Annotated in this window: 25 protein-coding genes; 11 read left to right on the top strand and 14 right to left on the bottom strand. The window is 71.5% G+C overall.

Annotation, left to right across the window (positions count from 1 at the left end; genetic code table 11):
* Positions 1-57 precede the first annotated feature (57 nt).
* From AC5677_RS11995 to AC5677_RS11980, 4 genes are all read right to left on the bottom strand, one after another.
* Complete coding sequence (locus tag AC5677_RS11995; protein WP_497195021.1) at positions 58-714, bottom strand: DedA family protein; 657 nt, start codon at positions 712-714, stop codon at positions 58-60.
* A 235-nt stretch (positions 715-949) separates the two neighbouring features.
* On the bottom strand, positions 950-1,414 hold the full coding sequence (locus tag AC5677_RS11990; RefSeq protein ID WP_497195020.1) for a DoxX family protein: 465 nt from the start codon (positions 1,412-1,414) through the stop codon (positions 950-952).
* A 60-nt stretch (positions 1,415-1,474) separates the two neighbouring features.
* Positions 1,475-3,427 (bottom strand): FAD/NAD(P)-binding protein, encoded by a 1,953-nt coding sequence (locus AC5677_RS11985; RefSeq protein WP_497195019.1) that lies wholly within the window; start codon positions 3,425-3,427, stop codon positions 1,475-1,477.
* Between the two features lie 276 nt (positions 3,428-3,703).
* The gene (locus AC5677_RS11980) at positions 3,704-4,348 is read right to left on the bottom strand and encodes an HNH endonuclease family protein (protein ID WP_497195018.1); all 645 of its coding nucleotides are present in this window, start codon (positions 4,346-4,348) and stop codon (positions 3,704-3,706) included.
* A 211-nt stretch (positions 4,349-4,559) separates the two neighbouring features.
* Here AC5677_RS11980 and AC5677_RS11975 point away from each other — a divergent pair, with 211 nt between their 5' ends.
* Together AC5677_RS11975 and AC5677_RS11970 are read left to right on the top strand one after the other, a co-directional pair.
* Positions 4,560-5,318: an ABC transporter permease gene (locus tag AC5677_RS11975; protein ID WP_497195017.1), complete on the top strand. Its 759-nt coding sequence runs from the start codon at positions 4,560-4,562 to the stop codon at positions 5,316-5,318.
* Positions 5,319-5,497: 179 nt separating this feature from the next.
* Positions 5,498-6,079, top strand: coding sequence for a TMEM165/GDT1 family protein (locus tag AC5677_RS11970; RefSeq protein WP_497195016.1), 582 nt, complete (start codon positions 5,498-5,500; stop codon positions 6,077-6,079).
* Positions 6,080-6,166: 87 nt separating this feature from the next.
* Here AC5677_RS11970 and AC5677_RS11965 read toward each other — a convergent pair whose 3' ends face one another.
* Together AC5677_RS11965 and AC5677_RS11960 are read right to left on the bottom strand one after the other, a co-directional pair.
* Entirely contained in the window at positions 6,167-6,829 is a 663-nt protein-coding gene (locus AC5677_RS11965; RefSeq protein WP_497195015.1) for an HAD-IA family hydrolase, read from the bottom strand.
* A gap of 203 nt (positions 6,830-7,032) precedes the next feature.
* A complete protein-coding gene (locus tag AC5677_RS11960) occupies positions 7,033-7,986 on the bottom strand; it encodes a peptidoglycan-binding domain-containing protein (protein ID WP_497195014.1) in 954 nt (317 codons plus the stop codon).
* A gap of 193 nt (positions 7,987-8,179) precedes the next feature.
* On the opposite strand from AC5677_RS11960, the gene AC5677_RS11955 reads away from it, so the two are divergent.
* The 5 genes from AC5677_RS11955 to AC5677_RS11935 all read left to right on the top strand — a co-directional run bounded on the left by AC5677_RS11955 (position 8,180) and on the right by AC5677_RS11935 (position 13,387).
* The gene (locus AC5677_RS11955; RefSeq protein ID WP_497195013.1) at positions 8,180-10,312 is read left to right on the top strand and encodes an MFS transporter; all 2,133 of its coding nucleotides are present in this window, start codon (positions 8,180-8,182) and stop codon (positions 10,310-10,312) included.
* 411 nt (positions 10,313-10,723) lie between these two features.
* Entirely contained in the window at positions 10,724-10,858 is a 135-nt protein-coding gene (locus AC5677_RS11950) for a keywimysin-related RiPP (RefSeq protein ID WP_169314248.1), read from the top strand.
* A gap of 33 nt (positions 10,859-10,891) precedes the next feature.
* Positions 10,892-12,727, top strand: coding sequence for a lasso peptide isopeptide bond-forming cyclase (locus tag AC5677_RS11945; protein ID WP_497195012.1), 1,836 nt, complete (start codon positions 10,892-10,894; stop codon positions 12,725-12,727).
* Positions 12,711-12,962, top strand: coding sequence for a lasso peptide biosynthesis PqqD family chaperone (locus AC5677_RS11940; protein WP_497195011.1), 252 nt, complete (start codon positions 12,711-12,713; stop codon positions 12,960-12,962). The genes AC5677_RS11945 and AC5677_RS11940 overlap by 17 nt, the downstream gene beginning before the upstream one ends.
* Positions 12,959-13,387, top strand: a complete 429-nt coding sequence (locus AC5677_RS11935) for a lasso peptide biosynthesis B2 protein (RefSeq protein ID WP_497195010.1) — start codon at positions 12,959-12,961, stop codon at positions 13,385-13,387. Before AC5677_RS11940 ends, AC5677_RS11935 begins: the two co-directional genes overlap by 4 nt.
* Positions 13,388-13,399: 12 nt before the next feature.
* Here the strand turns inward: AC5677_RS11935 and AC5677_RS11930 are convergent, their stop codons facing one another.
* From AC5677_RS11930 to AC5677_RS11900, 7 genes are all read right to left on the bottom strand, one after another.
* Positions 13,400-13,918, bottom strand: coding sequence for a GNAT family N-acetyltransferase (locus tag AC5677_RS11930; protein WP_497195009.1), 519 nt, complete (start codon positions 13,916-13,918; stop codon positions 13,400-13,402).
* Between the two features lie 132 nt (positions 13,919-14,050).
* Positions 14,051-14,368: an antibiotic biosynthesis monooxygenase family protein gene (locus AC5677_RS11925; protein ID WP_482712329.1), complete on the bottom strand. Its 318-nt coding sequence runs from the start codon at positions 14,366-14,368 to the stop codon at positions 14,051-14,053.
* A gap of 190 nt (positions 14,369-14,558) precedes the next feature.
* Positions 14,559-14,765: an EF-hand domain-containing protein gene (locus tag AC5677_RS11920; protein ID WP_497196591.1), complete on the bottom strand. Its 207-nt coding sequence runs from the start codon at positions 14,763-14,765 to the stop codon at positions 14,559-14,561.
* 136 nt (positions 14,766-14,901) lie between these two features.
* Positions 14,902-16,017: a DUF2330 domain-containing protein gene (locus AC5677_RS11915; RefSeq protein WP_497196590.1), complete on the bottom strand. Its 1,116-nt coding sequence runs from the start codon at positions 16,015-16,017 to the stop codon at positions 14,902-14,904.
* A 315-nt stretch (positions 16,018-16,332) separates the two neighbouring features.
* Positions 16,333-17,817 carry a glycine betaine/L-proline transporter ProP gene (gene proP, locus AC5677_RS11910; RefSeq protein WP_497195008.1) on the bottom strand — a complete coding sequence of 495 codons (1,485 nt, stop codon included), beginning with the start codon at positions 17,815-17,817 and terminating at the stop codon, positions 16,333-16,335.
* 547 nt (positions 17,818-18,364) lie between these two features.
* Positions 18,365-19,375, bottom strand: coding sequence for a CU044_5270 family protein (locus AC5677_RS11905; protein WP_497195007.1), 1,011 nt, complete (start codon positions 19,373-19,375; stop codon positions 18,365-18,367).
* On the bottom strand, positions 19,368-19,907 hold the full coding sequence (locus tag AC5677_RS11900; protein ID WP_497195006.1) for an RNA polymerase sigma factor: 540 nt from the start codon (positions 19,905-19,907) through the stop codon (positions 19,368-19,370). The genes AC5677_RS11905 and AC5677_RS11900 overlap by 8 nt, the downstream gene beginning before the upstream one ends.
* An 81-nt stretch (positions 19,908-19,988) precedes the next feature.
* Between AC5677_RS11900 and ctaD the strand changes: the two genes are divergently transcribed.
* Together ctaD and AC5677_RS11890 are read left to right on the top strand one after the other, a co-directional pair.
* The gene (ctaD, locus tag AC5677_RS11895) at positions 19,989-21,668 is read left to right on the top strand and encodes an aa3-type cytochrome oxidase subunit I (protein ID WP_497195005.1); all 1,680 of its coding nucleotides are present in this window, start codon (positions 19,989-19,991) and stop codon (positions 21,666-21,668) included.
* A gap of 62 nt (positions 21,669-21,730) precedes the next feature.
* The gene (locus AC5677_RS11890) at positions 21,731-22,075 is read left to right on the top strand and encodes a hypothetical protein (RefSeq protein WP_497195004.1); all 345 of its coding nucleotides are present in this window, start codon (positions 21,731-21,733) and stop codon (positions 22,073-22,075) included.
* Between the two features lie 131 nt (positions 22,076-22,206).
* Here the strand turns inward: AC5677_RS11890 and AC5677_RS11885 are convergent, their stop codons facing one another.
* Positions 22,207-23,439 carry a cytochrome P450 gene (locus tag AC5677_RS11885; protein ID WP_497195003.1) on the bottom strand — a complete coding sequence of 411 codons (1,233 nt, stop codon included), beginning with the start codon at positions 23,437-23,439 and terminating at the stop codon, positions 22,207-22,209.
* 426 nt (positions 23,440-23,865) lie between these two features.
* Between AC5677_RS11885 and AC5677_RS11880 the strand changes: the two genes are divergently transcribed.
* Together AC5677_RS11880 and AC5677_RS11875 are read left to right on the top strand one after the other, a co-directional pair.
* Positions 23,866-25,035 (top strand): steroid 3-ketoacyl-CoA thiolase, encoded by a 1,170-nt coding sequence (locus tag AC5677_RS11880; RefSeq protein ID WP_497195002.1) that lies wholly within the window; start codon positions 23,866-23,868, stop codon positions 25,033-25,035.
* A 115-nt stretch (positions 25,036-25,150) separates the two neighbouring features.
* Positions 25,151-26,476 carry an alpha/beta hydrolase family protein gene (locus AC5677_RS11875; protein ID WP_497195001.1) on the top strand — a complete coding sequence of 442 codons (1,326 nt, stop codon included), beginning with the start codon at positions 25,151-25,153 and terminating at the stop codon, positions 26,474-26,476.
* Positions 26,477-26,535: the final 59 nt, after the last annotated feature.

Genomic DNA, 26,535 nt, shown 5'->3' with positions numbered 1-26,535 from the left:
CCGCTGACCGCTGACCGCCGAGTACCGGCCGACCCCGCCGACCGCGCCCCGCCGCCCTCAGTGAGCCGCCCGGCGCTCCGGCCGCCGCATCAGGAACACGGCCGCCGACCCCGCCGCGAACAGGGCGAGCACGGACAGCGCGGGCCCCACCCAGGACGTGCCGAGCCACTGGCCGCCGAAGTAGCCCAGGCTCACGCTGTACGCGGCCCAGGCGAGGCCGGCCAGCGCGGACCAGGGCAGGAACTCGCGGACCGTGCGGTGTGCGACACCGGCGCCGAGGCTGACCACCGAGCGGCCGGCGGGCGCGAAGCGGGCCAGGACGACGATGCCGCCGCCCCCGCGGGTGAGTGCCGCGCCGAGACGTTCCTGCGCGGCGGACAGCCGGCGGGAGCGTCCGATGGCCCGGTCGAAGCGATCGCCGCCGCGCCAGGCCAGGCGGTAGGCGACCATGTCGCCGAGCACGGAGGCGGTGGCCGCACACAGCACCAGGGAGAACATTTCGGCCAGGTGGGGCGTCCCGCCGTGGGCGGCGACACCGGCCCGCACGGAGTCGACCGCGTCGGCTGCGGTGCCGGTGCCGGCGGCCGTGGTGGCCGCGGCGATCACCAGGACCCCGCTGGGCAGGATCGGCACAAAGACATCGAGGACGATGGAGAGGCTGACGATCACATACACCCAGGGGGTATCTCTGAGGGACCCCAGGCTTTCCAACAACGCGCCACTCCCGGTCCGGACCCCGCCGCGACGTCGCTCGGTGCGGCAGGGGCGGCTCTACAGCCATACAGCGTACGCCTGGCCTTCTCGGCCGTCTGACCTGGGGCGCAAATTGTTGTATGGGTCACGTATGTGGGGTGGCGGGGCCCGGTCGAGACGCGGTACGGCCCGTACGGCAGCGGTGCCGTACGGGCCGTGAAGGTGCCCGGGGTGCGGAGGTCCCGGGGCGGGAGCGTCAGACGGTGCTGGGCTCGGGCTCCGCGGCCGGCGCCTGCTCGGCCTGGCGGTCGCCGAAGAAGAGACGGTCGAGGGACCAGGCACCGGGGCCGATGAAGACGATCAGCAGGAAGGCCCAGCAGAACATCGCGGACGCTTCGCCACCGTTCTGAATCGGCCACAGTGCCGAGCCCTGGTGGGCGGAGAAGTACGCGTACGCCATCGAGCCGGAGCTGATGAACGCCGCCGCGCGGGTGCTGAGGCCGACCATCACGAGGAGGCCGCCGGCCAGCTGGATGACCGCGGCGTACCAGCCGGGCCAGGCGCCCGTCGGGACGGTGGCGCCGGTGCCCATGGCGCCGCCGAGAACGCCGAACAGCGAAGACGCGCCGTGGCAGGCGAAGAGCAGCCCGACGACGATGCGGAAGAGCGCGAGTATGTGCGGGGCCGATCTCTGGGTGAAGGCGTTCAGGGGAGCGGACATAGGGATCTCCTACGGTTTCTGGGGACGAGGGAACCGTTTGGAGGCATAGGTTAGGCGAGCCTAATCTGTACTTGCAAGTTCAACTTCTGTCCGAACCGCCGGTTCCCGCGCCGCCCTTGGCTCCCGCGTCGCCACCGCGAGCGCCGCCCGCGCCACCGCGTCCGTATCGGCCAGTGTCACCGACCCCACCCCGGGGCGCGCGCCCGCCGCCGTCACCCAGTGCACGCCTTCCGTCGGCACGCCGACCGCGAACCGCCGCGGATGGCTCCTGCCGTCGGCCTCGATGAGGCGGTACGGGCTCGGCGACACATCCAGGCCGCCGGTCTCGTAACCGTCCACCGTGTGCGGCCGGCACCCCCCGTCGGCCAGCAGGCCGGCCAGCAGCTCATCGGCGGTGCGCCGCAGATCGGGTTCCGGCAGCCGCGCCTCTATCAGGGCCGCCGCCGTCACCTCCGACCCCGGGACATCCGGCGAATGCGCCGTGAAACCCGGCCCGTGGCCGTCCGCGGCGCCGAGCCGTACCTCCATCCGGGGCCCGATCACCTCCAGCACCCCCGCCGCCATCAGCGCCGCCATCTCCTCTATGCGGCGCCGCGGCGGCCCGATGGACAGGAACGCGTTGAGCGGGGTGTACCAGCGGTCCAGGTGGTCGCGGCGGGAGACGCCCCGCAGCCCGCCGTGGTCGACGATCTGCCGCAGCTCGTTGCGCAGATCGCGCAGCACGTCCAGCGCCGCCTTGACGGGGCCCGCGACATTGCCGCGCCGGGCGTCCGCGACGTCCTGCCGCAGCCGCGCCAGCAGCCATCCCCGGAAGGCGGCGCGGCCGGCGAAACGCCGGTCCCCGTGCGGGCGGGAGACCCGCTCCCAGTCCCAGCGCTCGGCCGGGGCGATGCCGAACGCATCCAGGGCGGCGGCCTCTTCGGGACTGCGGTGCGCGCTGCCCAGGAAGCGCGCCCGGAACCCCTCCCGGCCCGGGGCGCCGCCCGGTGCGCGGCCGGCCAGCAGCGCCTCGTAGTAGACCGTCTCCACCTCCTTGGCCACCAGGGGCCACACCTCCGTCAGGAAGTCGGGCAGGTCCCCGGAGTCGGCGCGCTCGCGGAAGGCGGCGATCACATCCTCCGTGAGCAGCAGCGGCAGATGACGGCCGTGCGCACCCTTGGCGTTGTCACCGCGCGCGTGGTACGGAACGCCGCGCCGGGAACCCGCGTACAGCCGGGGCTCGCGCCCGGACGGCTGATAGACCAGCGTCCCGTCCGCGCCCCGTACGAACCGGCCGCCGCGGGCCGTCGTCAGCAGCGCCATGTGATCGAAGAAGTTCAGGCCGAGCCCGCGCAGCAGTACGGGGCGGCCCGGGGCCAGCGCCGCCAGCTCCGCGGCGAGGTCGGCGGGGTTGGCGGGCGGGAGGTAGTGCAGGCCGCGGACGGCGGCGTAGTCGGCGAGCCGCCGCTGCTCCGGGTCGGCCGCGGACGGCAGATGGCCCTGGGCGAGCACCACCGCGCCCAGGCCGCGCAGCGTCCGGCCGTCGTCCAGGCGCAGCGTCTGGGAGCCGTCGGCGGCCTCCGTCAGACGTACCGCGCGGGCGGCGTGCGGCACGACCGTCACCCCCTCCGGGGCGGTGCGCACCACCTCGCCGTGGAACCACTCCAGATAGCGGCCGTACAGCGCCCGCCCCGGATAGTCGTCCGGGCCGACGTCGCAGCCCTCCCAGGCGTACAGGCTCGGCCCGGTACGTATCGGCCCCGCGCAGGCCACGCTCTCGTCGGTGAACAGCGTGACCTGCGAGGCCACGGTGTTCATCAGCAGCTCGGGCGACTGGGCGGTGCGCCATACCTGGCCGGCGCCGGGCGGCGCGGGGTCGATGAGATGCACCGTCGGGCGGGCGTCCGCGGCCAGTCCGGCGGCCGAGGCGCAGATCCGCTCCAGGACACTCGTGCCGCGGGGCCCCGCGCCCACGATGGCGATGGCGGGCCGGGTGTGGCGGTCGGCGATGTGGTCGGCGGCCAAGAGAGGCACTCCCTGGAGCGAAGGCGAAGACGCGGCCTATCATCACCGCCCGCCCCCGCCGTACGGCACCCGGGTCGGCAAAGAAATTCCCCGGATGCGCGCGCCGCTCACCAGGGCGGTTGCCGTTCGGAGGGCGCCGATCCGTCCGCATCACCGCTTTCCCCGGCAACCCGCGCACCGGCGGCAAAAACCGGCCGGACCGCCCCGATTCCCACGCCGCCCGCACGCCGCGGCGCCCGCCGCCCGGTGGTCCCGGACGGCGGGCGCGAGAGGTGTCCGGACGGTTCAGCAGCCGTCCAGGATCTTCTTCAGCGCGGCCTTCTCCGCCGAGTCCGCGGTCATGCCGTACTCGTGCTTCACCCACACCCACATCCGGGCGTACTCACAGTGGTATGAGGCCTTCGAGGGCAGCCACTTCGCCGGGTCCTTGTCGCCCTTCTCCTGGTTGACGTTGTCGGTGACGGCGATCAGCTGGGAGTGCGTCAGGTCGTTGGCGAGCTCCTGGCGGCGCGCCGTGGTCCACTGCGCGGCGCCCGACTTCCATGCCTCCGACAGCGGGACGACATGGTCGATGTCCAGATCGGATGCCTGGGTCCAGGTCGCCCCGTCGTACGGCGAGACCCACTTGCCGCTCACCGCCGCACAGCTGCCGTCCTGCTGCACGTCCGTACCGTCGCGCTTGAGCACCACCTCGCGGGTGTTGCAGTTGTTCCCCTGGTCGATCCAGTGCGGGAACTTGTCGCGGCTGTATCCGTCCTGCGGACCCTCGGGCTGCTCCTTGATCTCACCGAGGTACGTCCGGGCGGTGGCCGCGTCCGGCGGGCTGGGCGGCGCCGCCACGGCGGTCTGGCCGCTCAGCATCAGCGTGCAGACCAGCGCCGTGGCCGCGCCCGCGGCGACGGTCACTCGACGCGCGTAGAACTTGGGCATCGAAACTCCCTTGAAGTGGGGGGAAGTTGAGCTGCGGTGCGGGCCCATGGTGGCGACGTGGGGTTTCCACCGGATGGGCACCAGGTAACAGAGTGGCGACATGCTCACGTCAGTTCAAGTGGTCCGGGGAAACGTGCTGATGGAGCGCCATGAGCGGGCCGGAGCAGTCCGGTTGGGCCGCGCCCGCGCATCCGCCCCCTACAGTGAGCGCGTGCTGCTGCCGGTGAACGTCACTCTCGGGGTCGTCCTCGCCGTCCTGTTGGCCGTCGCCGTGGCCGTCGCGGCCGTGGCGCGCCTCGGCCATGCCAGGGCCATCGCCGCCGCGGGCCTGCGCGCCGCCGCCCAGCTGGCGGCCGTCTCTTACCTCATCGGCTGGGTGGTGCGGGCGCTCCCCTGGCTGGTCTGCTTCCTCCTGCTGATGTTCGCGGTGGCGGTACGGACCGCGGGCCGCCGGATCACCCAGAACCACACCTGGTGGTGGGCCGCCGTGCCGATCGCCACCGGCGTGGCCCCGGTCATCGGCCTGCTGCTGCTCACCGGCCTCCTCCCGCCGCGCGGCCTCACCCTCGTCCCCGTCACCGGCATCCTCATCGGCGGGGCGCTGACCGCCACCGTCCTGGGCGGGCGGCGGGCGCTGGACGAGCTGGAGAGCCGGCGCGGGGAGTTCGAGGCGGGCCTCGCGCTCGGGCTGCTGGACCGGGACGCGCGGATGGAGGTGGCCCGCCCGGCCGCGTCGGACGCGCTGCTGCCGGGGCTGGACCAGACCCGGACGGTGGGGTTGGTCACACTTCCCGGGGCCTTCGTCGGGATGCTGCTGGGCGGCGCCTCGCCCGTACAGGCCGGTGCGGTACAGCTGTTCGTGCTCGTGGCGCTGCTGGTGGTGCAGGCGGCGGCCTGTGCGGTGGTGCTCGAGCTGGTCGCGCGCGGACGGATGCACCGCGTACCCTTGGCGGCAGCAGAAGGGGAGTAGCTCTCCGCCGGACCGTCGACATACTGCGCGCCCTCGTGGCGCGCCGGCGCCCGGAGCGCGGTAGGTAACCCGTACCGCGCCAGCGAGACCTTCGGCCGCAGTGTTTGACGCTGCCGTGCCGAAGCGACCCCTCTTCCGGGCCCTTTTGGTACGGCCCGACCGATCGAGGTATTCACCCCGTGTTCAGCTTCACCGTCGCCGCCGTCGTTTTCGGCGTCATCTTCCTTGCCGAGCTGCCCGACAAGACCGCTCTCGCGGGCCTGATGCTCGGCACCCGTTACCGGGCCTCCTACGTCTTCGCCGGCGTCGCCGCCGCCTTCCTGGTGCATGTCGCGCTCGCCATCGCCGCGGGCAGCGTGCTCACCCTGCTCCCGCACCGCGTCGTCCAGGCGGTGGTGGGTGTGCTGTTCCTGGCGGGCGCCGCCGTCCTGCTGTTCAAGAAGGACGACGACGAGGAAGAGGTGACGAAGCCCGCCGACCAGAGCTTCTGGAAGGTCTCCGGGGCGGGCTTCATGATGATCCTGGTGGCGGAGTTCGGCGATCTGACGCAGATCATGACCGCCAACCTCGCCGCCCGTTACGACAACCCCCTCTCGGTCGGCGTCGGCGCCGTCCTGGGGCTGTGGGCCGTGGCGGGCCTGGGCATCCTGGGCGGCCGCACGCTGATGAAGTACGTACCGCTCAAGCTGATCACCAAGATCGCGGCGGGCGTGATGGCGCTGCTGGCGGGCTTCAGCCTGTACGAGGCGATCGCCGGCTGAGGCGGCGGAAGGCCCGGACGGACGGGCTGACGGCCGGAAGAACGGGCGGCAGGCCGGGTGGACCGGCCGCCGTCCGCCCGGCGCCGGTCAGGCCGCGATGTGCACGGCTATCAGGCCGTCGGCCAGCGCCTCGACGCGGATCCCGGTGAGGTCGCGCACCTGCGCGGTGGGCGCGAAGGCGGCGGCGCGCTCGCCGACCCCGACGACCCGCATGCCGGCCGCCCGGCCGGCCGCGATGCCCGCCTCGGAGTCCTCGAAGACGAGGCAGTCCTCCGGGGCGTGGCCCAGTTCGGCGGCGCCCTTGAGGAAGCCCTCCGGGTCGGGCTTGCTGGCACTCACGCTCTCCGCCGTGATCCGCACGGACGGCATGCGCAGCCCGGCGGCGCCCATCCGGGCATCGCTGAGGGCGATGTCGGCGGAGGTCACCAGGGCGTGCGGGAGCCGGGCTATGGCGTCCATGAAGGCGGGCGCACCGGGGACCGGCACCACACCGTCCATATCGGCGGTCTCCTGCGCCAGCATCCGGCGGTTGTCCGCCAGATTGAGCTCCATCGGACGGTCGGGCAGCAGCGCGGCCATGGTGGCCCAGCCCTGCCGCCCGTGGACGACCTCGAGCACCTCGTCCGCGGCCAGGCCCTGCTCGGCCGCCCAGCGGCGCCAGCAGCGCTCGACGACGGCCTCGGAGTTCACGATCGTGCTGTCCATGTCCAGCAGCAGTACGCGGGCGGTGAGCGTGGTGGTGGCCGTCATCGGCGGGCTCCTGGGCGCTACGGCGGTGGGACAGGCGGGACGCGCGGAGATGCGCGCAGACACAAGCGGTCCCGCCCGCCGGTCAGGGAATGCGGGCGGAACCACTTTGTTTCTACACGATACAAAACGGTCCCGGGTCCGGACAACCGCCCCCCGTCACGGGCCCGCCTTCCAGCCGTCCCGCCTTCCAGCCGTCCCGCCCCTCACGGCTCGTCGGTCTGCGATTCCAGGGACGCCCGGGTCTGCTCCCCGTAGACGCCGTCCTGGTCGCCGGTCACTCCGTACGCCTGCTGATAGCGCGACACCGCGTCCCGTACGTCCGCGTCGTACCGGCCGTCATCCGGATCCAGGTAGCGGCCCAGCTGCCGCAGCCGGTTCTGCAGCTCCGCCACCTCCGGGCCGCTGGACCCCTCGCGCAGCACGATCGGGCCGGTGGGCGCGGAGCTCGGCCGCCCGCCGGGGGTGTGGCCGATGCTGCCGGAGGCCCGGGTGGGGGCGGGGGGAGGCGGCGTCGGCGTCCGGTAGGGCGTGATCGTGTCCCGGGGCGCCGGCCCGTTGCCGGGGCGCCGCGAGGGCGACCGGTGCGTGGGCGGGGCGGCGGGGGAGACGGTGGGGGAGGGGCGGGTGCCGCGTGTGGGGAAGGCGGCGGTGGGGGCGGCCGTGCCGTGGTCGGGCGGCGCGGCCCGGTCCCGTTCGCCGCCGGAGAGCGCATCGCTGCCGATCAGCACCGCGGTGGCCGCCACGGCGGCGCCGGCGACCGCCAGTACGGCCGGTAAGGCGCGCTTACGGGGTGCGGTGCGGACGGCCGGGGCGTCCGGGGAGGCCGGCCCGCCCGGGGAGGCCTCGGTGAACGGTGCCGCATCGGACGAGAGGAACGTCCTGGAGGTGGGGCCGGAACGGCGCGGCCGGGGAACGGTGGGCAGCGCCTCGGGGACGGCGGAGGCCGCTCCCGTACGGGGGTCAGGACGGGAGCCTTGCGCGAAGCCGTCCCAGGAGCCGTCCCGCTCCTCGTCGGCCCCGTCCTGGCCGGGTAACGACACATACGGCCTGATGCGCAGCGGATCGAAGTCCTCCGCGCCGACCGCCGCGCACAGGCAGGTCGGCCGCCCGTCGCCGCGTACGGGGGCAAAGCAGTGCGGGCAGGTCTGTGCCGTCACGAACGGTCGCCTCCAAGGAGCTGTCGAGCCCTCGAACAGGCAGCGATTATCCAGAGCCCGCCCGGTCCGCGCAGGCGCTCCGGGACATCCGCCGGGCATCTCCCCGATGTCCACCGGGCGACCACCGCCACGGGATGCGCCCGCCTCCGGCCATACCCCGCTCGGCGGGCCATTTCGGGCGGAACCCACCACGATGGAAGGACGCGAAGGGCGGCCCGCGCCGGGGGAGAGCCGTCCCGAACCGAGGGAGACGCATATGGCGCAGGACATCGGCGCCCCGGCCGTACCCGGCGCGGGCCAGTCCCGGCGGACGGTCCTGGTCGCGATCGGCGCGCTGCTGCTCGGCCTGCTGATCGCGGCGCTCGACCAGACCATCGTCGCCACCGCGCTGCCCACCATCGTCAGCGAACTCGGCGGCCTCGACCACCTCTCCTGGGTGGTCACCGCCTACCTCCTGGCCTCGACGGCCGCGACCCCGCTGTGGGGCAAGCTCGGCGACCAGTACGGCCGCAAGAGGCTGTTCCAGGCCGCGATCGTGATCTTCCTGATCGGCTCCGTGCTGTGCGGCATCGCCCAGGACATGGGGCAGCTGATCGCCTTCCGGGCCCTCCAGGGGCTGGGCGGCGGCGGCCTGATCGTGCTGTCGATGGCGATCGTCGGCGACATCGTGCCGCCCCGTGAACGCGGTAAGTACCAGGGCCTGTTCGGCGCCGTCTTCGGCGGCACCAGCGTCCTGGGGCCGCTGCTGGGCGGGCTGTTCGTCGACCACCTCAGCTGGCGCTGGGTCTTCTACATCAACGTCCCCATCGGCATCGTCGCGCTGGCCGTCATCGCCGCCGTACTGCACATCCCGCGCCACCGCACCCCGCACCGGATCGACTACCTGGGCACCGCGCTGATCGCCGCCGTCGCCGCCTGCTTCGTGCTGATGACCTCCCTCGGCGGCGTGACGTACCCCTGGGGCTCCTGGCAGACCGTGGGATTCGGGGTGCTGGGCGTCCTTCTGCTCGGCGCGTTCCTCCTGGTGGAGCGCCGGGCCGCGGAACCCGTGCTGCCGCTGCGGCTGTTCACCCTGCGCACCTTCTCGCTCTGCGCCGTCATCGGCTTCGTCATCGGCTTCGCGATGTTCGGCTCGATGACGTATCTGCCGACGTTCCTGCAGGTCGTGCAGGGGGTCACACCGACGATGTCCGGTGTGCACATGCTGCCGATGGTGCTCGGCATGCTGCTCTCGTCCACCGCCTCGGGCCAGATCGTCTCCCGCACCGGCCGCTACAAGGTCTTCCCGATCACCGGCACCGCCGTGGTGGCGCTCGGCCTTCTCCTGCTCCACCAGCTCGACCCGGCCAGCGGCGTCGCCGAGATGAGCGCCTACTTCTTCGTCTTCGGCGCCGGACTCGGCCTGGTCATGCAGGTCCTGGTGCTCATCGTGCAGAACGCCGTCCCCTACCAGGACCTGGGCGTCGCCACCTCCGGCGCCACCTTCTTCCGCTCCATCGGCGCCTCGTTCGGCGTCTCCATCTTCGGCACGGTCTTCACCGGCCGGCTCCGCCCCCGGATCGCCGAGGCCCTCGCCGGGCACCCGCTGCCGCCCGGAGTCGGCCCGGCGAAGATCGCCGAGGACCCGCGGACCGTCGCCCGGCTCCCGGCCGCCCAGGCCGCCGGCGTCCTGAACGCCTACTCCGTCTCCATCACCGACGTCTTCGTCTACGCCGTCCCCGTCGTCCTCGTGGCCTTTGCCCTGGCCTGGTTCCTCAGGGAGGAGCCGCTGCGCCGCAGCGTCACCGCCCCGGAGACCAGCGAGGTGCTCGCCTCCAACCCCGTCGAGCGGTCCTCGCGCGACGAATGCGCCCGCGCACTGTCCAAACTGGGCAGCCAGGAAGGCCGTAAGCACATCTACGAGAAGATCACCGCGCGGGCCGGCCTCGACCTCAAACCGGCCGCCGGCTGGCTGGTGCTGCGCATCCACCGCTACGGATCGGTGGAGGCGGCGCTGCTCGCCGAGCGCACCAATGTGCCGCTCGGCGTGATCTCCGAAGCCATCCGCCAGCTGGAGGAACGCGGCCTGGCCGAACGCCAGGGGCTGATGCTGCTGCTCACCGACCGCGGCCGCGAGACGGCCGGCCGGCTCTCGGCCGCCCGCCAGGAATCACTGGCGGAACTGCTGGGCGACTGGTGGACCAAGGACCGCCCCACCGACCTGACCGACCTCGTGCGGGAGCTGACGGCGGAACTGTGCGGATCGGACGCGGAGGAGCCGCACAACGGCGATGCCCGCCCGACCGTGCCCCGTACGCCGCACGGCCGGCCGGGGGTGTCGAAGTGAGGGGACGCCCGCGCCGCGGGCCGGGGAGGCGCCGGGGATTGTCAGTGGGCTCGTTTACGGTCGGGAGCAGGTGCTGAGAAGCGCCGGAGGGCGCTGCGGGGGAGGGGATCGGGAGTGGCCGGGCATCGGGAACTCGCCGTGCACGAAACGCATTTCATCGAGAAGCTCGCGCGGCGGCGCACGACATTCGACCCGCCGGGGTTCGCCGATGCCTGCCCGGCTCTGCGGGAGAAGTGCGCCCGCTCAGGGCGCACAACACCCCTGCCACCAGCGGCATTTCTCCGGAACCTAACCGTCCGGATCGGACATGACCAACCAGATCGTAAAAAAATTCGATCAAGTCCCTGGTACGGGTGTTAACTTGTGAGCCGGTAGTCGGATGACTGCCGGTTTGTACTGAAGGAGGCTGTTATGGAAGAGCAGACCGAGCTGTCGAACGTGGAGCCTTACGCGCCCCCGATGCTGGTCGAGGTCGGCGAGTTCAGCGAGGACACGCTGGGCTTCATCGGCTGGGGCAAGGACATCTTCGGCCACTACGGCGGCTGATCGTCGACAGCTGACTCTCAGGAGCAAGCAGCAATGACCGGTGCTGGGTTCGTGGTTCTGCCGGACACGGCGTCCGCAGTCGAGGTGCGCGCGGCGCTGCCCTGGGCGGCGCCGCGGGTGCACTCGCATGCGTCGGGGCGCCCATGGCTGGTAGGACGGTGGTCGCCCGGAGAGATCCAGGTGGTCACCGCGGGCCCGGTACGCGTGGCGGTGATCGGGGTCTGCCCGGTCACCGCCACGCGGTTGTCCGAACTCACCGCGCGGATAAGGACGGTGTCCGATGTGGACGCCCTCGCGGCGGCGCTGCCCGGCTCCTGCCACGTCGTCGCCTCCGTCGACGGCCGGCTCCGCGTCCAGGGCAGCCTGACCGGCCTGCGCCGGGTGTTCCACACCCGGGTGAACGGCCTGACGGTGGCCGCGGACCGGGCCGACGTCCTGGCCTCGATGACCGGTGCCGGAATCGACGAACGCGCCCTGGCGGTACGGCTGGCCTGCGGCGGGCTCGTCCCGTCCCCGATCGGCGACCTGCCGCTGTGGAAGGGCATCACCCCGCTGGCTCCGGACCACTATCTGGTGTGGGACGGCGAACAGGCCCGGGACGTACGGTGGTGGCGGCCGCCGACCCCCGAACAGCCGCTGCCGGACGGGGCGCGGGCCGTACGGGAGGCGCTCACCGCCGCCCTGCAGGACCGCGGACCGGCCGAGGGCCGGTTGAGCACGGACCTGTCCGGCGGTATGGACTCCACCTCCCTGTGCTTTCTCGCCGCTCGCAACGTCCCGGACCTCCTGACGTTCCGATGGGGCGAGGCCGAGGCGGGCAACGACGACGCCGCCTTCGCCGCCCACTCCATCGGCTCCCTCGACCGGGCCGACCATGTGGTGGTGCCCCCCGGCGAACTCCCCGCGCTGTTCGCCGATGCGGGGACACCGGTCGACACCGAGGAGCCCTACCCCTTCGTCCGCACCGCCGCGCGCACGCACCACACCGCGCGGCTGCTCGCCGACCGGGGATCGCACCGCCATCTCGCCGGTCACGGCGGGGACGAACTCTTCACCCCGTTCCCCGGCTATCTGCACGGGCTGCTCCGGCGTCATCCGGTGGCCGCGCTCCGGCATGTCCGCGGCTATGCCGCGCTCAAGCGCTGGCCGCTGCTGCACACCCTGGGTGCGCTGGTGCGACCCGGTGACGAGGCGTCATGGTGGCGGGCGCAGGCCGACCACCTCACCGACCCGCCGCTGCACAAACGCCGACCCGGTCTGGGCTGGGGCCTGTGGCCGTTGCGCGCCCCGTCCTGGGTCACCGGCACGGCCGTCGCCGAGGCCCGGGACATACTGCGGCAGACCGCGGACACCACCCGGCCGCTCTCCCGTGACCTCGGGCAGCACCAGCTGCTGCGCGCCGTGCGCACCAGCGCCCCCTGGTACCGGCTGCTGGCCCGCCCGTTCGCCGACGCCGGTGTGCAGCTCGACTCGCCGTTCTTCGATGACCGCGTCGTCGAAGCCGTGGCGGGTGTCCGGGTCCACGAGCACTCCGGCCCGTGGCGCTACAAGCCACTGCTGGCCGAGGCGATGCGCGGCATCGTGCCCGAAACGGTGCTCGGCCGCTCCACCAAGGGCGAATTCAGCGAGGAGGCCAGCTCCGGCCTGCGCCGCAACCTCCCCGCGATTCTGGAGCTGTTCGCCGACTCCGCCCTGGCCGCCCACGGCCTGATCGACCCCGACGAACTGCGCACCCGCCTGCTGGCCCCGCAGGCGGACAACGCCACGGGCATCGCCCTGGAACCGCTGATCGGCTGCGAGACCTGGCTGCGCGCCGCCACCCGACCCACCCCTGCTTGGAGGTTCGACGCCCATGCGTCTGCATCCTGACGTGGTCTCCACCGACACCGACGACGGCACCGTCCTGCTCAACGGACGCACCGGACGCTACTGGCAGCTCAACGCCACCGGGGCCCATGTGCTGCGTGGGCTCCTCGACGGCCACAGCCCCGACGACATCGCGGCGGGCGTCGCGGCCCGGCACCGGATAGACCGGTCCCGGGCCGAGCGGGACGTCACCACCGTGATCGACCAACTCCGTACCGCGGGGCTGGTGATCGCGTGAGCATGCCCGTCGCGCTGGCCGAACGCCGCCGATTGCCCCTGCACCGACGGCTCGTGCCCCTGCTGGCCGTCGGCGTCGCCCGTCTGCTCGCCAAGGCCAAACCGGCCCGGCTGCGCACCGTCCTCGCATTCGCCCGCCGTGGCGCCGCCCCGGCCACGGCCGACCAGGCCCTCGCGGCCCGGGAGGCGGTCGTCTCGGTCAGCCTGCGCTGTGCCGGTCAAGGCTGTCTGCAACGCTCCATCGCCACCGCACTGCTCTGCCGCATACGCGGCGCCTGGCCCACCTGGTGCACGGGCGTACGCACCCACCCCTTCGCCGCCCACGCCTGGGTGGAGGCCGACGGCAGGCCCGTCGGCGAACCCCACCCCAAGGGCCACTTCAAACCGCTGATCTCCATACCTCCGCTGCGGGGGGACGAGGGATAGCCGGCCCCGGACTCACCCACCGAGCCGCTTCTCGAAGAAGATCTCCGCGTAGATGTCGTCGTGGTAGCGCGGGATCTCCGTGAAGCCGTGCCGCCGGTAGAGGGCGATCGCCTCCACGAGATCGAGCCGGGTGTCCAGCCGGATGCGTTCGGCGCCCATCCGGACCGCGGCCGACTCGGCGGCCGCGAGCAGTCCCCCCGCGCCACCCTGGCCGCGGTAGGGGACGCGGAGGAACATCTGCTTGAGTTCCGCGGTCCGCTCGTCCAGCAGCCGTACCCCGGCACACCCGGCGGCGGCGCCGCCGTGCCGGGCGATCAGCAGCACGCCATGAGGAGGCGTCAGATGGTCGTCCGGATACCCCGCCAGGCCTTCCGCGATCTCCTCGGCCGTCGCGCGCCGCCCCTCGTGCAGCTCGAAGTAGCGATCGGCGACCTCGGTGTAGTAGTCGCGCAACAGCGACCGGCCGTCCGGCGAGAGGAAAGGCTCGGCGGAGACGGCCCAGGGAAGGCGCAGGGCGGCGGTCTGGCTCATGGCGACATTGTCGCCGCGGCCGGGGAGCGGGACGCAAGGGATTTTGGCGGCGCGGGCGGTCGCAGCCGGCTCGGGCCGCTCGCCGCCCTCGGCGCCGCCGACGTCCCCGCGGATCCGCGCCGCGAACCGCGGCTAGGCGTTCTTGGGCGCTGCCTGCTGCACGACCTCGAACGACCACACGGTGGAACCGCTGGCGGCCGGCTTCGGCCGGTCGCTGCCGCCCTGGTGAGCCGCCTTCATGGGTCCCTCCATCCACGCCTGGAACGACTCCTCGTCACGCCACCGCGTGTACACCAGGTAGTCGTCGGTGCCCTCGACCGGGCGGAGGAGCTCGAACCACTCGAAGCCGTCCGAGCTCTCCACCGCATGGGCGCGGGAGGCGAAGCGCTTCTCGAGGGTTTCCCGCTGCTCGGCGGGGACAGTCAGTACGTTGATCTTGACTACGCTCATGGCCCCATCTTGCCGCATGGGACATCGGCGGCAGCGAGCGGCACCGTGGCGGATCACAGCACCCGGGAGGCGCGGTTGGAGCGCCCGGGAGGTTGCGGTCGAACAGCCCCGAGGCCGGTGGGACGGGGTACTCCTCCCGCGCGCGCCTCAGGGCCGGTGCATCAGCGACGTGCTTACTTCATCGACGTGCTTACTTCATCATCTGCTTGAACTCGTCGAAGTCGATGATGCGGTCCTTGTTCGCATCCGACTTCATGGCGTTCTTGGCCTTCTCCCTGAGCTGGCCCTGATGCCCTTCGCGCTTGAAGTGGTTGGCCATTTCGACGATGTTGATCTGCCCGTCACCGTCGGTGTCGATCTGCTCGAACAGCTCTCTGGCCTCGGTCTCGGTCATGATGTCCTCTCGTTGACGGTGTGCTGAAGACCCGAACGGTCAACGGAAGAGTGGCTGGATAGCCGGGCATATAACCCTTCAGGACTGTCGATTCATTCCAATGCGGGTCAATTCAGGCACCGGGATCCGAGGCCTTGCCTCACTCGCTCGGCGCAGCCGACGACGACGGCTCCGCCGCCTGCGGTACGGGCCCCGCGGGCGGCGGCACCGCACGGCGCCGCCTGCGCCCCCGCAGCACCAGCGCGGTCACGGCCACGCTCACCGACATCAGCGCCGCCGCCCCGACCACCGTGAGGAGCCAGGCCGGGACGCCGCCCACCTTCATCAGCACATAGGTGTAACGGACCCGCTGGAACGGCGTATCGGTGGTCGCGCGCCGCAGCTCATGGTCGCCGGTGATGCGCTCCGGCTGCGGGAAGCTCTGGTCGATGGCGGTCAGAAACGCCCCGCCGCGGCCCGCGAGGTCACCGACCGCGGTGCCCCTGGGCTTGATCCGGCCCGCGAAGAAGACCTCCGGCCTCGCGCCGCCGATGCTGCTGCGCGGCTCCATCCGGTGCGGCGCCAGGACGTAGAGGCCCAGCGACTGCGGTGTTTTGGCGAGCCGGGACAGGCGCATGGGATAGACCAGCCGCTCGCTGGCGAAGGACAGATGCAGCGGATCGAGGGTGCCGTACAGACGGCCGTACCGCTCGGCGGGGGCCAGCCGGATCGCGACGTACTCCCAGTGCTGCGCCACGTACGGGCGCAGTGCGGTCGCGAGCGCCCCGGGCAGCCGGAAGCCGTGGGACTTCAGCCAGCCGCGCAGCGCGTCGGGGTCGGTGGCGGTCAGCCGGGCCACGTCGAACGGGCCCAGGCGCTCCCGGCCGACGACGCCGACACCGGGGCCGCCGGCCCCGGGCATCGGGGCGTCGGCGGTGTCCCCGCCGCCCCATCGGAACGGCCAGTCGTCGCTCCGGGGCCAGAAGTAGGAGCGTTCCTTGTCGGCCGGTGCGGTGATCCCGGCGAGCTCGCTGAACAGGGCGGAGTCGCCGAGCTTCACCGTCGCCCGGTGCGGCACCGGCATGATCCAGGCGGCGTCCGGGGCGGTCCCGTTCACCGTCAGGCTCATGACGATCTGCTCGGTCCTGCCGTCCCAGCGCACCACGGAGGTCTCCCGGTCCACCGACAGGGTGGTCTTCGGGTCCACGACCATCGCACCGCAGCCGCAGGCGTACGCGGGTCTGGCCAGCGACACCAGCTGCACGGCCAGCAGCATCAGCACCACCAGCACGGCCCGCTGCCGCCGCGCCGCCCGGTGTTCCCTCGCCACGCCCACCGTCGTCCCCCGTTCGTTCGCTGCCCGTCGATGTGATCGGCAGCGACTCAGACGGACGGGACGGTACGGACGGTTCCCCTTTCCGGGTTCCGGCGGGTGCGGTGCGGGTTGCGGCGGGCGTGGGGGTGGGCGTGCGCGTGCAGCGGCTGCGTGCCGTGCACCCCGCGGAACGCAGGAAGGCCGCCGGGGGACCGGCGGCCTTCCTGGGGGTGCGCGGGGGGAGCGGACCCCCTGCTTACGGGGAAGCGTCCGGGGTCAGGCCGCGGATCCGACCTCGGCGCGGCGTGCCGCGCGGACGATCTCGCGGGCCTCGGCCTCCGTCTCGACGGCCGGCGGCGAGCCGGGCAGCGGCCTGCGGGCGCTCTCGGACATCCGCCAGACGGCGATACCACCGATCACGGCCGCCGCCATCATGTAGTACGCGGGCATCATCTTGTTGCCGGTCGCCCCGATGAGGGCGGTGACCACCAGGGGAGTGGTCCCGCCGAAGAGGGAAACCGAGATGTTGAAGCCGATCGACAGCGAGCCGTAGCGGAGCTTGGTCGGGAAGAGCGCCGGCAGCGCGGAGGGCATCGCGGCGGTGAAGCACACCAGCAGCAGCCCGAGCGCCGCCATGCCCAGCGCGATGGCGGCCAGCGAACCCTGCCGGATCAGCAGCAGCGCCGGCACGGACAGCACCAGGAAGCCGACGCAGCCCGCGGCGATGACGGGGCGGCGGCCGAGGCGGTCGGCCAGCTTGCCCGCGAACGGCTGCACACCCATCATCACGACCATCACGCCGAGCACCACCAGCAGCCCGTGCGTCTCGTCGTACTTCAGCTCCGAGGTCAGATAGCTCGGCATGTACGACAGCAGCATGTAGTCGGTGACGTTGAAGACCAGGACCAGCCCGACGCACAGCAGCATTGCCCGCCACTGACCGAAGACCATCTCGCGGAGGCCGATCCGCTTCTCGGCCTCGCGGCGCTCCTTCTCCTTCGTCCGCGCCTCCTTCTCCAGCCGGGCGAAGGCCGGGGTCTCCTCGAGACGCATCCGCAGATAGAGGCCGATGATGCCCATCGGGCCCGCGATCAGGAACGGGATCCGCCAGCCCCACGCGTTCAGGTCGTGGGTGGACAGCAGCGCGGTCATCAACGTGACCAGGCCGGCGCCGCCGACGTAGCCGGCCAGCGTGCCGAACTCCAGCCAGCTGCCGAGGAAGCCGCGCTTCTTGTCGGGCGCGTACTCGGCGATGAAGGTGGACGCGCCGCCGTACTCACCGCCGGTGGAGAAGCCCTGCACCAGCCGCGCGACGAGCAGCAGGATGGGCGCGCCGACGCCGATGGTGGCGTAGGAGGGGATCAGGCCGATGGCGAAGGTGCCCGCCGCCATCATGATCATGGTGATCGCGAGGACCTTCTGCCGGCCGATGCGGTCGCCGAGCGGTCCGAAGACCATGCCGCCGATGGGACGCACCAGGAACGCCGCCGCGAACGCACCGAAGGTCGACAGCAGCTGCGCGGTCGGGTTCCCGGACGGGAAGAAGACGTGTCCGAGGGTCACCGCGATGTAGCTGTAGACGCCGAAGTCGAACCACTCCATCGCATTGCCGAGGGCCGCCGCGGACACCGCTCGTCTGACCATCGCGGGATCGACGACGGTGACCTCGTCCGACGCCCGCTTCTCCAGGTCGGGTGCGGCATCGGTACGGCTGCGGCCGTGGGAAAGGGGCCCGGGTGCGACGGGGGACTGCGTCGGCACGTGTTCGCTCGCCTGCGCTCTCTTGGACGACTGCATGACATGCCCCGCCGTGGGGTGACGGGGCGGAGCCCGCCATGGGGTGACGGGCAAAGGTCGACCATAGGGGCAGAACGGATCATCACGGACAGTGTGCGGATGGCCGCGCGGTCGGTCGTATACCCGCTCCTTGCTGGGCAAACGCCTGTCTCGAAGGATTTCTGCGGGACTTCCGTCTGTGATCCATCTCGCGGCGATTCACTGCAACCATCACGCTCTGTGCTGCATGGCGTGCCGAATACGCCGTGGGGGGTACGGCCGGAATGTCATCGGAAACGTCGATGGCGTCACCCGGCGCTTCCGGCGCATCACAGGGCGCGTCCGTCATGCCGCCGGCCGCGGACACGAAGACGGCGCGGCGGCGTTCTTCGCCACCGCGCCGATGGATCGTCGCGCCCCTCAAGGATCGGCCATGCGCGCGGACCCCGCCACCTGAGCGGCGGGCGGGGGTGACGCGCTCAGGGAAGCGGCCCGCTCCCGGAGGCGCCCCACGGCCGGATGCGGAGCGGACTCACGGCATCCACGCCTCGTACGACAGCACCTCCCCGGCCTTGATCCGGAACTCCGGCAGAGCCTTGGTGAAGGTGACCTCGCTGCCCAGCAGTTGCCCGGTCCGGGGGTCGAGGATGACCATCTGGCGGGTGGCGTTCATGCCGCCGTCCGGACCGTCGTAGACATACGCCTGCCCCCGGCGGCCCAGCCGGTCGGTGACCGTGCCCGCCGGACGCAGTCCCTCCGCATCGGCCAGCACCCGGACGATGGCCGCCGTCTCCCGCGGCCCCGGAGTCCATTCCTGACGCAACGACGAGAGCGCCGACAGCAGCTGGGGCGTCCTGGGGCCCGCGCCCCCGTACAGCGCCGCGAGCATCTCGCGCAGTGCCTCGGGGTCGGTCGGCGGCTTCGTGCGGGCGACCAGGCTGCGCTGCCCGCCCGCCGAGCCCGCCGGATAGGACTTACGGTGCAGCACCTTGCCGTCATGCACGGTGCGCCAGCCGCCGCCGGTGTCGTCGATCACCGGGCGCCCCGGGTGCCGGGGGTCGGTGGCCACGACGAGTTCGGAGCCGCTGCCGTCGGCGCGCCAGCGGGTGATGCGCTCCTCCGGCACGGTGACCGGCGGCGCGGCGTCGGGGCCCGCCTCCATACTCAGATTCCAGCTCTGCAGATGGCTGCCCCGGCGCGGCCCGTCCGCGGCACCGGCCGCCCGCGCCCTGGCCTCGGCCCTCCGGGCCAGCTCGTCCAGCGCCACGGACGGGGCGCCGGTGCGCGGGGCCAGCGCGACGGGCACCGCGACGGCCTTGGCGGCGCCGGCGTCGGAGAAGGTGAACGCGAGCACGGCCCCCAGCGCGAGCACCGCCGCCTCGGCCCGCAGGACGAGGCGGCGCCGGGCCTGCCGCGTCCGACGGCTGTGCAGCAGCCGGTTGAGGCCGCGCTCGGCGCGGGCGGGCAGCGGGCGGTCCCGCCAGGGACCTTCGCCGTTCCGTACGGGGTTGGCCGCGCGCAGCAGATCCAGTTCGTCACTCATGGCCACAGCCTCCAGCTCGTACGGACACGGTCATCCGCGTACGGTCGATCTCCGCGCGCAGCCGCCGCCGCGCCCGGTGCAGCCGCATGGCCGCCGCGCTCTGCCCGCACCCCAGGGCCACCGCCAGCTCCTCGAGGGACAGTTCCTCCCAGGCCGTCAGCCGCAGCACCTCCTGGTCGGCGGGCGACAGACGGGCCAGCGCGTCGTGCACCCAGGAACCGGGCCCCTCCGCATCCGGACTCTCCACCGTCTGCTTGCGGTGCGCCGCCTCGTGATTGCCGATCCGGTGCAGCAGCCGCCGGTAGCGCCCCAGCCCGCGCACCGTGTTGGCCAGGCAATTCCGGGCCACCCCGTACAGCCAAGGCAGCGGGGGATCGGGAAGTTCGGCGCGGCGTCTCCAGGCTATGGAGAAGACCTCCGCCACCACTTCCTCGACCTCGTGTGCCTGCCCGTCCAGCCGCCGCGCCACAAAGCGGCTGACCGCCCAGTAGTGCGCGCGATAGGCATCGGCGAAGGCGTCGTCCGTGCTCATGAACCGTCTGTGTCCGGCATGGCCCCGATCTTCACACCCAAAACCGGTGAATATTTCCGGGGCCCCGGACACCTACCGGGCATGACGGCCCTCACGACGACCCCCACATCCTCCACCTCCCCCGGGCCCCCCGGGAAACGACCCTCGGGGACCCGGCAGGCGGTGAACTGGCTCACGACCACCGACCACAAGACCATCGGCACGCTCTACCTGGTCACCGCGTTCGCCTTCTTCTGCGTCGGCGGCCTGCTGGCCTTGCTGATGCGCGCCGAACTGGCCCGCCCCGGGCACCAGATCATGTCCAACGAGCAGTTCAACCAGGCGTTCACGATGCACGGCACGATCATGCTGCTGATGTTCGCGACGCCGCTGTTCGCCGGGTTCGCGAACTGGCTCATGCCGCTGCAGATCGGCGCGCCGGATGTCGCCTTCCCCCGGCTGAACATGTTCGCCTACTGGCTCTATCTCTTCGGCTCCCTCATTGCCGTGGGAGGTTTCCTCACCCCGCAAGGCGCCGCGGATTTCGGCTGGTTCGCGTACGCGCCGCTCGCCGACGCCGTGCATTCCCCCGGTGTCGGCGCCGATATGTGGATCATGGGTCTGGCCTTCTCGGGCTTCGGCACGATCCTCGGTTCGGTCAACTTCATCACCACGATCATCTGCATGCGGGCACCCGGCATGACGATGTTCCGGATGCCGATCTTCACCTGGAACGTCCTGCTGACCGGTGTGCTGGTCCTGCTGGCCTTCCCGGTCCTGGCCGCCGCGCTGTTCGCCCTGGAGGCGGACCGTGAATTCGGTGCCCATGTATTCGATGCGGCACATGGCGGAGCGCTGCTCTGGCAGCACCTCTTCTGGTTCTTCGGCCATCCAGAGGTGTACATCATCGCCCTGCCGTTCTTCGGCATCATTTCCGAGGTCATTCCGGTGTTCTCCCGGAAGCCGATGTTCGGTTACATCGGTCTGATCGCGGCGACGATTTCGATTGCCGGTCTTTCGGTCACGGTCTGGGCGCACCACATGTATGTGACGGGCGGCGTGCTGTTGCCGTTCTTCTCCTTCATGACGTTCCTGATCGCGGTGCCGACCGGTGTGAAGTTCTTCAACTGGATCGGCACGATGTGGAAGGGCTCGCTGTCCTTCGAAACGCCGATGCTGTGGACCGTCGGCTTCCTGATCACCTTCGTCTTCGGTGGTCTGACCGGCGTCATCCTGGCCTCGCCGCCGATGGACTTCCACGTCTCCGACTCGTACTTCGTCGTGGCGCACTTCCACTACGTCGTCTTCGGCACGGTCGTCTTCGCGATGTTCGCCGGCTTCCACTTCTGGTGGCCGAAGTTCACCGGAAAGATGCTCGACGAGCGCCTCGGGAAAATCACCTTCTGGACGCTGTTCATCGGCTTCCACGGCACCTTCCTCGTCCAGCACTGGCTCGGTGCCAACGGAATGCTGCGCCGCATCCCCGACTATCTGGCCGCCGACGGATTCACCACACTCAACACCGTCTCCAGCATCTTCTCCTTCCTGCTGGGCCTGTCGATCCTGCCGTTCTTCTACAACGTCTGGAAGACCGCCAAATACGGCAAGAAGGTCGAGTCCGACGACCCGTGGGGCTACGGCCGCTCTCTGGAATGGGCGACCTCCTGCCCGCCGCCACGGCACAACTTCCGTGCGCTGCCGCGTATTCGCTCCGAATCACCGGCATTCGACCTGCATCACCCGGAGATCGCACGCGAGGTGGAGAGCGGGGCACACGGATGAGCGAGCGAGGGGAGTTGCGGAGGACGGAAGGCCGGAGAGTGCGGCGGGGCGAGGAACGGGGAATGCGGATGCACGACGCCGAGGCGGTCATCAACGAGATCGAGGGATATCTGCTCTGGGAGGCGGAAAAGGAGCGGGCCCGCACCCGCGCCGACGCCTTCTGCGCGGGTCTGCCCTGGCTCACCGACACCCAGCGCCGAGAAGTGGAACTGCGCTACTGCCAGGACCAGCACCACGCAACACAGGCCTATCTGGAGCGCATCGCCGCACGCAGCGCCTCCCTGCGCACCGAATACGACGGCGCGTACCAGGCGCTGCGGCGACGGCTGATCACGGCATGGCTCAGCGGAACGGCGGCGGTGGCGGTCATGGTGGCGCTGGTGGCCGCCGGTCTCACCGCGCACTGAACGGGCACCCGGCGCGCCCCGAGGCACCCGGCGCGCCCGAGGCACCCGGCGCGCGGGGCCCGGCCGGGAGGAGCGGCAGGGCGTGGCGGCGGTGCGTGACGGCGGTGCGTGGTGCGGTTCCGCCCGCCCCGTCAGCCGTAGCGCACCTGCAGTTCCTTGACGCCGTTGAGCCAAGCGGAACGGAGCCGGCGCGGATCGCCCGCCAGCGAGATATCGGGCACGGCATCCGCGATGGCGTTGAAGATCAGGTTGATTTCGAGGACCGCGAGGGACTTGCCGAGGCAGAAGTGGGGCCCGCCGCCCCCGAATCCCAGATGGGGGTTGGGGTCGCGGGTGATGTCGAAGACCTCCGGGTGGTCGAAGACCTCCGGGTCGTTGTTGGCGGAGGAATAGAAGATCCCCACCCGCTGGCCCTGTTTGATCCTTGCGCCGCCCAGTTCGGTGTCCTGGGTGGCGGTGCGCTGGAAGGAGACCACCGGCGTCGCCCACCGCACTATTTCCTCGGCCGCGGTATCGGGGCGCTCGCGTTTGTAGAGCTCCCACTGATCGGGATGGGTGAGGAAGGCATGCATGCCGTGGGTGATGGCATTCCGGGTCGTCTCGTTACCGGCGACCGCCAACAGCAGGACGAAGAAACCGAATTCATCGGAACCGAGGTTCCCGTCGTCCTCCGCCGCCACCAGGCGGCTCACGATGTCCTTGGCCGGACACTCCTTGCGTGCCGCGGCGAGGTTCATCGCGTACGAGATCAGCTCCATGGCCGCGTTGGTGCCGACCTCTTCGGTGATGGCCAGTTCGGGATCGTCGTACGCGATCATCTTGTTCGACCAGTCGAAGATGCGGGCCCGGTCGTCCTGGGGAATGCCGATGAGTTCGGCGATCGCCTGGAGGGGGAGTTCGCAGGCGATGTCCGTGACGAAGTCCCCGGACCCCTTCTGCCGCGCCTCGTCGACGATCCGCGCCGCCCGGTGACGCAGGGCGTCCTCCAGGGCGCGGATGGCGCGCGGGGTGAAGCCGCGCTGCACTATCTGGCGGACCCGGGTGTGTTCCGGCGGGTCCATGTTCAGCATGATCAGCTTCTGTACGTCGATCTGGTCGCGGGTCATGGACTCGTTGAACCGGATGATGGAGGTGTTGAGGTTGGCGGAGAAGATGTCCGGTTTCGTGGACACCTCCTTGACGTCCTCATGGCGGGTGACGACCCAGTAGCCGTCGTCGCCGAAGCCCGCGATGCCGTGCGGCTGGGCGTTCCACCACACGGGCGCGGTCTCCCGCAGCTGCGCGAACTCCGGTAGCGGGACGCGGGTTCGGTAGACGTCGGGGTCGGTGAAGTCGAACCCTTCGGGCAACGCTGGGCATGACATGAGCGACTCCTGGCCAATCTGGCATCCGAGAGTTCTGGCAGTTCCTGGGCAGTTGCGGGGCGGTCGTAGGGCAGTCGTGCGGCAGTCATGGGGCACTTCCGGCGCGGGGCCGACGTGTGGGTGACGCGGGCCGACGCGGCGCTGATGCAGTTCTGATGCGGCTCCGATGCGGTTTCTCCGGCGGCTCCGAGGCGGTTCGCGAGGCAGTTCTGACGCCCCCTCAGATGTCGGTCGCCGTGAAGGTAGTAACGAGTTCTACAAGTGGCAAGGGGTGCGACGGGACCTGTTGCCGACAAGGGCGGTGCACAACCCTTGCGCGCCGGGGCGCGGCTCATAAGACTGTTTGTAGAAGTAGAACGCGTACTAGTTCTTCTTCCGTGGGTGCCGGGACGCCCCGCGGACGCGAGGAGAGGACGAGTCAGTCACATGGCCGCGGAACCCGTCATCGTCGAAGCCGTACGCACCCCCATCGGGAAGCGCGGAGGCGCGCTCGCCAACCTCCACCCCGCCTACCTCCTGGGCGAGACCTACCGCGAGCTCCTCGCGCGCACCGCCATCCAGCCCGACTGCATCGAGCAGATCGTCGGCGGCACCGTCACCCACGCCGGCGAACAGTCCATGAACCCCGCCCGCAACGCCTGGCTCGCGATGGGCCTCCCGTACGAGACCGCGGCCACCACCGTCGACTGCCAGTGCGGCTCCTCCCAGCAGGCCAACCACATGATCGCCAACATGATCGCGGGCGGCGTGATCGACATCGGCATCGGCTGCGGCGTCGAGGCGATGTCCCGTGTACCGCTGGGCAGCGGCTCCAAGCACGGCCCCGGCAAGCCCTGGCCCGACGAGTGGAACGTCGATCTGCCCAACCAGTTCGAGGCGGCCGAACGCATCGCCCGCAACCGCGGCCTGACCCGCGAGAACGTCGACTCGCTCGGCCTGATCTCGCAGGAGCGGGCCGCCACCGCCTGGTCCGAGGAGCGCTTCAAACGCGAAACCTTCGCCGTCCAGGTCCCCACCACCGAGGAGGAACAGGCCGCGGGCCAGGGCATGTGGCGGCTGGTCGACCGTGACGAGGGACTGCGCGACACCACCATGGAAGCGCTGGCCGGCCTCAAGACCGTGATGCCGACCGCCGTGCACACCGCGGGCAACTCCTCCCAGATCTCCGACGGCGCGAGCGCGGTGATGTGGGCCTCCAAGCGCATGGCCCGCGCCCTCAAACTCAAGCCGCGGGCCCGCATCGTGGCCCAGGCGCTGGTCGGCTCCGATCCGCACTTCCACCTCGACGGGCCCATCGACGCGACCCGCGCCGTGCTCGGCAAGGCCGGTATGTCCCTCAAGGACATCGACCTCGTCGAGATCAACGAAGCCTTCGCCTCGGTCGTGCTCTCCTGGGCCCAGGTCTTCGAACAGGACCTGGCGAAGGTGAATGTGAACGGCGGCGCCATCGCCCTCGGCCACCCGGTCGGCGCCACCGGCGCCCGCCTCATCACCACCGCCCTGCATGAACTCGAGCGCACGGACAAGGAATTCGCACTGATCACGATGTGCGCGGGCGGCGCCCTCGCGACGGGGACGATCATCCAGCGCCTGTAGCTCGTAAGGGGACCTGCCTGCCTGCGGGTACGGGCATGCGTACTGCGGTAAACCCCAAGCGAGTTGGGAGGAGAACCGCATTCTCCGCCGCGCCCGCTCTTCGTACCGTCGCCGCATGACCAGAACGCAGCAGACCCCACCGGCAGCAACGAGCGCACCGTCCCGACGCCCCGCACCACGACGGCGGTCACGTGGACCGGCCGTGGCCGCCGCCATGGTGCTGGCCGCGCTCACCACAGCCCCGGCCCTCGCCGCGCCGCAGGCCGTCGCGGCACCGGCACCGGCCGGTACCCCGACGGCCGGGCCGGGACGCGACGCGGGACGCGGGGCGCTGCTCTCGCTCACCCCGCTCGCCGTCCTGAACCGCGACGAAGTCATCGCGCAGGCACGCACGGCAGGCCTCGACGCGGGCACCGCGCGGCACGGCGTCGCCGCCTACCGCCTCACCTACCGCACGATCACCCCGGACGGCCGCCCGACCACCGCATCCGGACTGCTGGCCCTGCCCCGCTCCCTGACCGGCGGCCGCCCGCTGCCGACCGTCGTCCATGCCCACGGCACCCTCGCCTACCGCGGCTATGCACCCTCAGTGGCCGAGGGCCCCGACCGGACCGTTTCGATGCTCTACGCCTCGGCGGGACGCGCCGCCCTCGCGCCCGACTACCTCGGCCTCGGTACGAGCCCCGGCCGCCACCCCTACATGGACGCCCGCTCCGCGGCATCGGCTTCCCTCGACATGCTCCGCGCGGCCCGCTCCGCCGCCCCGAAGCTGGGCGCGGCGCTCGGCCGGAAGGTCTCCGTCACCGGCTTCTCCCAAGGCGGTCAGGTCGCCATGGAGCTGGGCCGGGAGCTGGACCGCGGCGCCGACCCCCACTTCCGCCTCGCCGTGCTCGCGCCCGTCGGCGGCCCCTACGACCTCGACGGCAGCGAACTCCCCGCCATGTTCGACTGCCGGATCAACCCCCGGTCCGCCGTCTTCTACATGGCCTTCTTCCTCACCGCCCAGAACCGCCTCCACCCGCTCTACACCGACCCGACCGAGGTGTTCCGCGCCCCCTACGCCGACCGCGTGGAAGACCTCTTCAACGGCGAACACCCGGCGGAGGACATCGCGGGCAAGCTGCCCGACCGCCTCGAAGACCTGCTGACGGACGCCTGGTACCAGAAGCTCCAGCACCCGTCCGGTGCTCTGCTGGACGCGCTGCGCGCCAACGACCGCACCTGCGACTGGACGCCGGACCGCGGCCTGCCCGTCACCCTCTACACGGCGGCCGGCGACCGGGACGTCCCCCTCGCCAACGCGCGCAGCTGCGCACGGGAGCTGACGAGCCGCGGCGCGAAGGTCACCGTCGTCGACCAGGGCCGGGACGCCGACCACTACAGGTCCTTCCTCCGCTCGCAACCGTCCATCGCCCGCGCTCTCCCCGTCGTCGGGGAGTGACGGCCCGGCGGGCACGTCCGGCGCACGCGCGGCACGGCCCGCCCGCGGACCCCGCCGCC

The organism is Streptomyces sp. JLSY215 (genome assembly GCF_059682825.1).
This window is presented reverse-complemented; position numbering and strand designations above follow the sequence as displayed.

Coding starts and splice junctions, on each gene's coding strand:
- AC5677_RS11980 (WP_497195018.1), bottom strand. CDS start 4,348: ATGCCCAAGTTCTACGCGCGTCGAGTGACCGTCGCCGCGGGCGCGGCC.
- AC5677_RS11890 (WP_497195004.1), top strand. CDS start 21,731: ATGCGGATGCACGACGCCGAGGCGGTCATCAACGAGATCGAGGGATAT.
- AC5677_RS11950 (WP_169314248.1), top strand. CDS start 10,724: ATGGAAGAGCAGACCGAGCTGTCGAACGTGGAGCCTTACGCGCCCCCG.
- AC5677_RS11945 (WP_497195012.1), top strand. CDS start 10,892: ATGACCGGTGCTGGGTTCGTGGTTCTGCCGGACACGGCGTCCGCAGTC.
- AC5677_RS11955 (WP_497195013.1), top strand. CDS start 8,180: ATGGAAGGACGCGAAGGGCGGCCCGCGCCGGGGGAGAGCCGTCCCGAA.
- ctaD (WP_497195005.1), top strand. CDS start 19,989: ATGACGGCCCTCACGACGACCCCCACATCCTCCACCTCCCCCGGGCCC.
- AC5677_RS11905 (WP_497195007.1), bottom strand. CDS start 19,375: ATGAGTGACGAACTGGATCTGCTGCGCGCGGCCAACCCCGTACGGAAC.
- AC5677_RS11915 (WP_497196590.1), bottom strand. CDS start 16,017: ATGCTGCTGGCCGTGCAGCTGGTGTCGCTGGCCAGACCCGCGTACGCC.
- AC5677_RS11880 (WP_497195002.1), top strand. CDS start 23,866: ATGGCCGCGGAACCCGTCATCGTCGAAGCCGTACGCACCCCCATCGGG.
- AC5677_RS11940 (WP_497195011.1), top strand. CDS start 12,711: ATGCGTCTGCATCCTGACGTGGTCTCCACCGACACCGACGACGGCACC.
- AC5677_RS11930 (WP_497195009.1), bottom strand. CDS start 13,918: ATGAGCCAGACCGCCGCCCTGCGCCTTCCCTGGGCCGTCTCCGCCGAG.
- AC5677_RS11900 (WP_497195006.1), bottom strand. CDS start 19,907: ATGAGCACGGACGACGCCTTCGCCGATGCCTATCGCGCGCACTACTGG.
- AC5677_RS11885 (WP_497195003.1), bottom strand. CDS start 23,439: ATGTCATGCCCAGCGTTGCCCGAAGGGTTCGACTTCACCGACCCCGAC.
- AC5677_RS11875 (WP_497195001.1), top strand. CDS start 25,151: ATGACCAGAACGCAGCAGACCCCACCGGCAGCAACGAGCGCACCGTCC.
- AC5677_RS11925 (WP_482712329.1), bottom strand. CDS start 14,368: ATGAGCGTAGTCAAGATCAACGTACTGACTGTCCCCGCCGAGCAGCGG.
- AC5677_RS11990 (WP_497195020.1), bottom strand. CDS start 1,414: ATGTCCGCTCCCCTGAACGCCTTCACCCAGAGATCGGCCCCGCACATA.
- AC5677_RS11965 (WP_497195015.1), bottom strand. CDS start 6,829: ATGACGGCCACCACCACGCTCACCGCCCGCGTACTGCTGCTGGACATG.